The organism is Arthrobacter sp. NPDC080086, assembly GCF_040702285.1.
Genome location: NZ_JBFBKP010000125.1, coordinates 1 through 7498, shown reverse-complemented (window position 1 = coordinate 7498; position 7498 = coordinate 1). Strand labels below are relative to the sequence as shown.

General features: G+C 69.4%; 11 protein-coding genes. 8 read left to right on the top strand and 3 right to left on the bottom strand.

The features are described from left to right. Positions 1-150 precede the first annotated feature (150 nt). The 3 genes from rbfA (at position 151) to AB0305_RS22085 (ending at position 1637) form a co-directional block, all read left to right on the top strand. Complete coding sequence (rbfA, locus tag AB0305_RS22095; RefSeq protein WP_364137141.1) at positions 151-675, top strand: 30S ribosome-binding factor RbfA; 525 nt, start codon at positions 151-153, stop codon at positions 673-675. A gap of 168 nt (positions 676-843) precedes the next feature. Next, positions 844-1293 carry a thioredoxin gene (gene trxA / locus AB0305_RS22090; RefSeq protein WP_364137143.1) on the top strand — a complete coding sequence of 150 codons (450 nt, stop codon included), beginning with the start codon at positions 844-846 and terminating at the stop codon, positions 1291-1293. Continuing rightward, the gene (locus AB0305_RS22085; RefSeq protein ID WP_364137145.1) at positions 1290-1637 is read left to right on the top strand and encodes a CU044_2847 family protein; all 348 of its coding nucleotides are present in this window, start codon (positions 1290-1292) and stop codon (positions 1635-1637) included. Before trxA ends, AB0305_RS22085 begins: the two co-directional genes overlap by 4 nt. Positions 1638-1682: 45 nt before the next feature. On the opposite strand, the gene AB0305_RS22080 is transcribed toward AB0305_RS22085, so the two are convergent. After that, positions 1683-1880, bottom strand: a complete 198-nt coding sequence (locus AB0305_RS22080; protein ID WP_290258355.1) for a hypothetical protein — start codon at positions 1878-1880, stop codon at positions 1683-1685. Positions 1881-1940: 60 nt separating this feature from the next. Beyond that, the gene (locus tag AB0305_RS22075; protein WP_364137147.1) at positions 1941-3149 is read right to left on the bottom strand and encodes a pyridoxal phosphate-dependent aminotransferase; all 1209 of its coding nucleotides are present in this window, start codon (positions 3147-3149) and stop codon (positions 1941-1943) included. A 134-nt stretch (positions 3150-3283) separates the two neighbouring features. On the opposite strand from AB0305_RS22075, the gene truB reads away from it, so the two are divergent. The 4 genes from truB to AB0305_RS22055 all read left to right on the top strand — a co-directional run bounded on the left by truB (position 3284) and on the right by AB0305_RS22055 (position 6072). Beyond that, a complete protein-coding gene (truB, locus tag AB0305_RS22070; RefSeq protein ID WP_364137149.1) occupies positions 3284-4204 on the top strand; it encodes a tRNA pseudouridine(55) synthase TruB in 921 nt (306 codons plus the stop codon). Between the two features lie 2 nt (positions 4205-4206). Then, positions 4207-4560, top strand: coding sequence for a hypothetical protein (locus AB0305_RS22065; protein WP_364137151.1), 354 nt, complete (start codon positions 4207-4209; stop codon positions 4558-4560). A 22-nt stretch (positions 4561-4582) separates the two neighbouring features. Next, a complete protein-coding gene (locus AB0305_RS22060; protein WP_364137153.1) occupies positions 4583-5143 on the top strand; it encodes a hypothetical protein in 561 nt (186 codons plus the stop codon). 500 nt (positions 5144-5643) lie between these two features. Continuing rightward, positions 5644-6072 carry a MarR family transcriptional regulator gene (locus AB0305_RS22055; protein ID WP_290258351.1) on the top strand — a complete coding sequence of 143 codons (429 nt, stop codon included), beginning with the start codon at positions 5644-5646 and terminating at the stop codon, positions 6070-6072. A 27-nt stretch (positions 6073-6099) separates the two neighbouring features. Here the strand turns inward: AB0305_RS22055 and AB0305_RS22050 are convergent, their stop codons facing one another. Further along, positions 6100-6663, bottom strand: a complete 564-nt coding sequence (locus AB0305_RS22050) for an NUDIX hydrolase (protein WP_290258350.1) — start codon at positions 6661-6663, stop codon at positions 6100-6102. A 253-nt stretch (positions 6664-6916) separates the two neighbouring features. Between AB0305_RS22050 and AB0305_RS22045 the strand changes: the two genes are divergently transcribed. Further along, positions 6917-7498: DUF222 domain-containing protein (locus AB0305_RS22045; protein ID WP_366174035.1), on the top strand; the 582-nt coding region annotated here is incomplete at its 3' end.

Sequence of the window (7498 nt, the reverse complement as noted above, 5' to 3'; positions counted from 1 at the left end):
CTCCGACAGGCCCGATGCCACTCCCAGGCCGCCGGAAAAAATCCAACGGGAGTCCGTCGTAGGCTTGACTTAGGCGCGTGGCACCAAACCGGCACTTGTACGGCGACCGTTTCGGCGCCGTCGTACATCCAAATTTTTTTAGGAGTGGAAATGGCTGATCCCGCACGGGCTGCCAAGTTGGCGCAGCGGATCAAGGTTGTGGTTGCGGAGGCTTTGGGCCGACGGGTGAAGGATCCCCGGCTCGAAGGCGTGACCGTGACCGATGCGCGGGTGACCAATGACCTGCAGCACGCCACGGTGTACTACACCGTGTTCGGCGACGAGACGGCGCAGGCCGATGCCGCCAAGGGTCTGGAGAAGGCCAAGGGTGTGCTCCGGCAGGAAGTCGGCCGCAACATCACCGTCCGGCTGACTCCGACCCTGGAGTTCGTCGCCGACCAGATCCCCGTGGTGGCCTCAAACCTCGAGGAACTGCTGCGCGAGGCGAAGAAGCGCGACGCCGAGGTGGCGGCCCTCGCGGCCGGCGCCAAGCACGCCGGCGACGCCGACCCGTACAAGAGCGACATCCCCGACGACGTCGAACTCGACGACGAGGACTTTGACGAGGACGACTTCGACGAGGAGAACCACGATCTCCGCGCCGGCGGCGACATCGACGAGGACAGCAACAAGTAGTCCCGGCACGCCCCGGACCTCCGGCCGGACCCGTTTGCGGGTCCGGCCGGAGGCGTATCCGGGGCTGGCCGCCCGCCGCCCGCGGGGCCTTTGGACCCTAGGCGCTCCGGCGCCCGGAGGGTCCCATGGAACCATGACTCCGGGGCACCCGAACGACGGCGGCAGGCCATGACCACGGCGCTGGTGACGTGCCCGAACTGCGGCGCCACCAACCGCATCCCCGCCGCCGTGGCTGGCCACCCCCGCTGCGGCAAATGCCGGCAAGACCTGCCCTGGATCGTGGCCGCCGGAGACGCGGACTTCGCCGCGATCGCTGAGCAGTCATCGGTGCCGGCGCTGGTGGATTTCTGGGCCGCCTGGTGCGGCCCCTGCCGCATGGTCAGCCCGGTGCTGGACCGGCTGGCGCGCGAGCGGGCCGGACAGGTCAAACTCGTCAAGGTCGACGTGGACACCTCCCCGGCCCTGTCCCGCCGCTTCGACGTGCAGGCCATCCCCACCATGCTGGTCATCATCGACGGCACGGTGGTGGCGCGCCAGGCCGGGGCGCCCCCGGCGGCCGCGCTGCGGTCCTGGCTGGACGGGGCGCTGGCCGGCCGGAACGAAAGGAGCCGGCGGTGACCGAGATCCTGCGCTACGAGGTGGGATCCGGGACCGTGCTGGTGGAGGTCGACGAGGGCAGCTTCGGGGTCGAGCGTCCGGCCCGGAACGAGATCGGGGTGCTGGAGGCCGGCCGCCGGCTCGAGGATGCCCTGGCCGCGGTCCGCCCGGCCGCCCGCGCCGCCGCCGAGGTGATGCGCGAACTCGCCCCGGAACACCTGCAACTGCAGTTCGGGGTGAAACTGGCCGGCGACGCCGGGGCGATCATCGCCCGCACCTGCGCCGAGGGGCACTTCGTGGTCACCCTGTCCTTTACCGCGTCGGCCGCACCCGAGGTTCCGGACGAGAACGAGATCGTGCTCTGACCGCGGTGCTTTGACCGGTCCTGTCGCTACCGCTGGCGCGTCGCGTCAGCGCCGCCGTCGGGCGCCCAGGCGGCCCAGCAGCGGCGACCCCATGCCGAGCAGGAAACCGAAGTCATACCAGTTGCCGGCCCGGGCCGTGTTGTAGAACGGGAATTCCTTCCACGCCCCGAAGACGTGGGCGATCAGGATGATCCAGGCCGTCAGCCCGTTCCAGATGCCCCACAACAGGTCCTGCCACCACATGGCCGCCTCCGTTTTCCTTGTCGTTGCCCGCCTCCGGCGGCTGGGACGTGTCGGGTCAGGCTACTGCCTGGCCGCATCCCGCGGTAGGGACTCCGGGGCCGTGTCGTCCCCGGACCGGTCCCTGCCGGGCAGCCGCTCCAGCCCCTCGACCAGTTCCGCGGTGCCGCCGCACAAGGCGATCCGGATCCAGCCCTCGCCGATCGAACCGAACGCGGTTCCCGGGGCGAAGGCAACCCCCGACTCGGCCAGGAAACGCCGCACCCAGGCCCGGACGTTGCCGCCGCTGACGTGGGACATGTCCGCCCACAGGTAGAAGGCGCCCTGGGCGGTCAGGAAGGGGATGTCCTTCGCGTCCAGGACCCGGGAGGCGGCGTCCCGGTTGGTCCGGTAGTGGGCATGGGCGTGGGACACGTAGTCCTGCGGGCCGGTGAGCGCGGCCAGGGCGGCGTACTGCGAGGGGGAGGCCACGCAGGAGACGATCGCCTCCATGACGTTGTTCATCTGCTGCTCCAGGCCGGGAGGGCAGATCAGCGCGCCGATCCGCAGGCCCGTCAGCCCGTAGGTCTTGGAGAGCGTCAGCGACGTGAAGACGCGGGCCTCGCCGGGGACGTCGCTGTCGAACCGGGCCGGGCTGACGTGCGGGACGTCGTAGGTGAAGGCCTCGTAGCATTCATCCGAGATGATCCACAGGTCGTGCTTCCGGGCCAGTTCCACCAGCCGCCGCGTGAGGTCCTCGCTGAGCACGGCACCCAGCGGGTTCGAGGGGGAGTTGAGCACCAGCACCCGGGTCCGCGGGGTGATCAGCTCCTCAATGTCCTCGATCCGCGGCTGGAAGGCGTGGTCCGGGTACAGCGGGTAACGGACCGGGACGGCGTGCAGCAGGCTGGAGGTCATGGCAAACGTGGGGTAGCCGGGGTTGGGCACCAGGATCTCGTCGCCGGGGGAGAGCAACAGGCTCATCGCGAAGTGCAGGCCCTGCTGGGCGCCGTCGACGACGTACACGCGATCCGCGCCGACGTCGACGCCGTTGTGCTCCCGGAAGCGGGCGGCGAATGCCTCCCGCAGCGCGGGAATCCCGGCGTTGGGCGTGTAGTTGGTTTCGTCCCGGTCCAGGCACGCCATGCCGGCCTCGAGGACGTGGCGGGGGAGCGCGAAGCCCGGCTCGCCGATGCTCAGCACGATCGCGCCGGGGGTGTGCCAGGCGGCCTCGGTGATCTCGCGGATCTGGTTGACGGGAACATCGCGGACATGGGCGGCTAGCTCTGGCATGGTTGCCATCCTAGCCGCCGGGCCGGTGCCTGCCGGCTGTGGCTTCCCGGCGGCTTCCCGGTGCTGTGCTGGTGCTGCGCACGGCCGACTCCCGGGCGGCGGGAGGCCGGTGTGTCGCGGATATACTGGGAGGCGTGCTTTCTGGACTGGTGATAGTAGACAAGCCGCAGGGTTGGACCAGCCACGATGTGGTTGGGCGGATGCGGCGGATCGCCGGTACCCGAAAGGTGGGCCATGCCGGCACCCTGGACCCGATGGCCACGGGCGTCCTGGTCCTGGGCGTCAACAAGGCTACCCGCCTCCTGACCTACATCGTTGGGACGTCCAAGACCTACACCGCCACCATCCGCCTGGGCGAGTCGACCATCACGGACGACGCCGAGGGCGAGGTCGTCAGCCGCACCAGCGCCGCCGGGGTCACCGAAGACGCCGTCCGTACCGGCGTCGCCGCCCTCACCGGGAAAATCCAGCAGGTCCCCAGCAGCGTGAGCGCCATCAAGGTCAACGGCGAGCGGGCCTACGCGCGCGTCCGCTCCGGCGAGGAGGTCAAACTCGCCGCCCGACCGGTCACCATCCACCGCTTCGAGATCCACGAGTTCCGGCGCAGCGCCGACGGCGCAGTGCTGGACCTGGACGTCACCGTCGAGTGCTCCTCCGGCACCTACATCCGCGCCCTCGCCCGCGACCTGGGCTCCGCCCTTGGCGTCGGCGGCCACCTCACAGCACTGCGCCGCACCCAGGTGGGGCCCTACGGCCTCGACCAGGCCCACAGCCTGGAGGAGCTCGCCGAGGAGCTGGACTTGCTGGAAATGTCGCAGGCCGCGCGGGCGCTGATGCCCAACCGCGAACTTAGCGACGAGGAGACTGTCGAACTTTCCTTCGGCCGGCGGATCGCCGCCGGTGCGCCGGCCGGTTCACCGGAGGCCGCGACGGCGGAGAATCCGGCGGCGGCCTTTGCCCCGGACGGCTCCCTCGTGGCGTTGCTTTCCGACGCCGGCAACTACGCCAAGCCCGTGCTGGTCTTCGCCCCGGACACCGGAAAGCCGGGTGCCTGAGGGTGGACGCGTATTTCTACATCATCCTGGTGGTGGGGCTGGTCTCCACCGTGCTCTGCGCCGGTGCCGGCATCCTGAAGAAGGCCCCGAACGACACCACCATTCTCTCCGTGGCCGCCGTGGAGCTGGCCCTGCTGGTCTATTTGGTGGGGTCGATCATCCGCGTGGTCTCGGGCGAGCACATCGCGGGGGAGCCGTGGGAGTTCTGGGGCTACCTGTTCACGGCGCTGCTGCTGCCGGTAGGGGCCGTGTACTGGGCCATCGCCGAACGCACCCGGTGGAGCAACTTCGTGCTGGCGGCCGTGGGCGTGACGGCCTTGGTGATGGCCGCCCGGATGAATCAGATCTGGTACTGACGTGAAAGAGGCGAGGAAGAACATGGCGGCTTCAGAGCGGGGAACCGGCACCGCGGACAACGGCGGGGCAACGGACACCTCCGGGGCATTTGGGGGCCGCGGGGCCCGTGGGGGCCGGCTCGGAGGGCTTGGCCGCCCGGCCGGGACGGGTCGGTCCAACCGGCCCGCGAAGGACACCCGCAACACCGGTCCGGGGCGGCTGTTGATCGCGGTGTACGCGATCTTCGCCCTCTCCGCGACCGCGCGGGCCGGCTACCAGATCCTCACCAAGTTCTCCGAGGCTCCGCTGGCGTACCTGCTGTCCGCCTTCGCCGCGGTGGTTTACATCGTGGCGACCATTTCCCTCGCGAAGCCCGGGCCCACCTGGTTCAAGGTGTCCGTCACGGCCGTGGTGGTGGAACTGGTCGGCGTGCTGGTGGTCGGGGCCCTGAGCCTCTTCGACGCCGTGAACTTCCCGCACGAGACCGTCTGGTCCCTGTTCGGGCGGGGCTACGGGTTCATCCCGCTGCTGCTGCCGATTCTGGGCCTGATCTGGCTCTACCGCCGCCGCCCCTCGGCCCCGGTGGCTGCTTCCGCTGACTGAGGCGGTCCGCGGCATCCGGACGACGGCGGCGGCTTCGCTGCTGAAACCGCGCGCTCCAGAGTGATGCCGTTCGAGCCTGCCGACCGACGCCGGCTCCGCCGCTGGTACCGCCCGTCCCCGACCGATGCGTACACGCGCTGGTGAGTGTGGTTGCCCTTTGAATCCCGCGGCGGCGAGCCGTCGCCGGGCAGCCGCGACCGCCGTCGTCGTTCGCCGTTTCCCGCGGCCGTGCCCCGATACTTTCCCGTCGGTGGGCATGCTTGGCTCACCGCCGCAGGCCCGCGATAATAAGTAAACTTGCGATTCATAGTAAGCATGCTTATTGTGGAACTCGGATGCGGGCAATGACGGCTTCGCTTCCTGCTGGTCAACCGAAGCGAGGGAGGCATCATGGGTACTATGAACGCCATTCCCGGAGCGACATGGGAATTTGAGGGCGCAGCCACGGGCGCAGCGCCGGTGGGCGAGGTCAGTTTGCGGCCGCTCCCGGGGTGCCTGGCATGAGCGCCGCCCCCGATTCCAGAAAATGGCGGACCGACCAACTGCTGTCAATGGCCGCCAGGGTTGTTGAACGCCGCAAGGACAACGCCCTTGCCGCGCTGGGGCTCACCCACGCCGGCGTCATTGCCCTTCAAGGCCTCGCGGCCGGACCGCTCAACCAGGAACAACTGGCGCGGCGCATTGCCGTGCAGAGCCAGACGCTGGGACGCGTCCTTGGCCGCTTGGAAGACTCCGGTCTGGTCACCCGCACCCGCGACGAACGCGACCGCCGGCAGTTCTCCGTGGCGCTGACGGACGCCGGCACCGCCGCGCTGGACGCTGCGCACAAGATCGAGCGCGAGGCACTGCCGGAGGATCTGGAGAACTGGACCCACCTGCAGCACGACCTCGGCCGCATCCTCTCCGCCTTCGAGACTCCCGGGCGCTAAGCGAGCTTTTCTAATCGTTCGCCGGTTCTAGGACGCTTGCTCAAGCCGCCGGCGCAGTTCCGGCCAGGCGGCGGCAAAGCCGGGGTGCAGCTCATGCTCATCGACGTTGGCCGGCTGAATCCACTGCAGATCCAGGCTTTCCGGATCGCTGATCGCCGGGTCGAAAGGCTCGATCACTCGCGCGGCGACTGTCGTGTAGGTCCAGTAGCCGACGTCGAACACGGACGTGAACAGCACCTCCACCGCCTCCGGGGGCACCGCGGCCTCCTCTCTCGCTTCGCGAAGTGCACCGTTGACCGCGTCCTCGCCCTGGTGCAGGGCACCTCCGGGCAGGCCCCAGGTGCCGCCCTGGTCACTCCAGGTGGCACGGTGCTGCAGGAGGATGCCTTTGCCGGCGTCGTGGACCAATAGCCCGGCCGAACCGAACCGGCCCCAGAACCGCCCCTTGTCGCCCTCCACCCAGGCGTCGCCCGGATCGCGGGGGCCGTGCGGCCGGCGCGGCCCGAAGTAGGGGTTCTCCTGCTTTTCCTGCGTGTCCGGCGTGGGGGTTGGCTGCGGGGCGTCGGGCAGGGGAGCGGCTGAGCTGTCCATATCGCTAGTCTGCCACGCGGGCAGTACGGCGTGACTCCGGGGAGGCGCACGCGAGGTCATAGGGAGTCACGTCGTCGGATTTCTTCTGCGGGTCCTTGAGGCCCGGTTAATTGTCAGGGGTCGGCGAGACTATTGGGTCATGGACGCACCGGCTGTGGTTTCGGTTTTACTGGCTCATTGGCCGGTCGGTGGCGGGCGCATGCGGCCCGCCTGGGCGAGATCAATTGTCAGAGGTCGGGGGCAGGATTAACCCATGAACGCAAAGGCTGCGGTTTCGTTTCTACCGGTCCCCGGACAGGTAGCTGGCGGGCGCGGCGGTATTGCGTTGGGGGATATCGCCGCTTCGCTGCGGGAGGTTTGCGCGGCGGCGGTCGACGACGCCGGGGTCCTGGGTTTCGCTGAGGCGGCGGCTTTCGCCGGGGATGTGGAGGAGCTCGCCCGGGCGGTGGAGTTCCTGCAGGTTGTTGCTGCGGGAGCGGTCGACCGAACGCGAACCCAGGCCGCCGCGGCCGATGCTTGTGATCGCTCCACGCCCGGGCCGGAAGGTGACGGGTACCGGCGGACCACGGACTTCCTGCGGGACCGTCTACGGATCAGTACCGCAGAGGCGCACCGCCGCCTCTGCCTTGCCGGGGAACTTCTGCCACGGGTTGGGCTGACCGGCCAGCCAATCCCAGCCGTTCACGAGGAACTCGCCGCAGCATTCGCGGGAGGGGAGGTCCCGTCCCGGTCCGCGACCATCATCACCCAGGCACTGGACCGGGTCCGGCTCCTGACCGACCCTGCCACCGTGGCCCGGATGGAGGAAGCCCTGACCACGGTCGCGGCGGTTCAC